This window comes from Methylophaga sp. UBA1464, from assembly GCF_002325665.1.
Taxonomy (GTDB): Bacteria; Pseudomonadota; Gammaproteobacteria; order Nitrosococcales; family Methylophagaceae; genus Methylophaga.
This window is the reverse complement of sequence record NZ_DCSO01000043.1, coordinates 10888-11412: the sequence shown is the minus strand read 5'-3', so window position 1 is coordinate 11412 and position 525 is coordinate 10888. Positions and strand designations below refer to the sequence as shown.

The window sequence follows — 525 nt, the reverse complement described above, 5'->3', positions numbered from 1 at the left end:
CCGTCTTCGCTTTCCCATGCCATTGCTGATGAAGTCGCTAAAACTGTTGTGGCAGCAAGACACATTGCTGAGAGCGTTTTGAATTTCATGTATATCTCCTCGTTTGAATTGTTTTAGTCTTTTTTGAATCCGATGCGTTGATTTTTTACAACACCGTGTATTCAGACTGCCACAACTAACGCAGTTTACATGCCAGTTTTAAAAAGTATTTATTATTCAATTAGATATGGTAATTTGCGGCAAATCTTTCATTACTGAAAGGGTTATTTTGGTGCGACCATGAAAATCCCACGCCCAAAATTGGTGCAAAATTCTGTTAATGAAGATTCATAGCGGGCTTGTTATGATGCGTGCACCAAAGTCTATGAGAACAAAATATGAATTATCCGCAGATTGATCCTGTTGCGCTTGAGCTCGGACCATTGGCCATTCATTGGTATGGTTTGATGTATCTGTTTGGTTTTGTCGCGGCCTGGATGTTAGCCAGATGGAGAGCGAATGATTATGGCTGGGAAAAATCTCAGG

1 protein-coding gene is annotated in these 525 nt (G+C 40.6%); it reads left to right on the top strand.

Features of this window, described 5'->3' with window-relative positions:
* Positions 1-377: 377 nt before the first annotated feature.
* Positions 378-525: prolipoprotein diacylglyceryl transferase family protein (locus B3O33_RS04415; RefSeq protein WP_292363047.1), on the top strand; the 148-nt coding region annotated here is incomplete at its 3' end.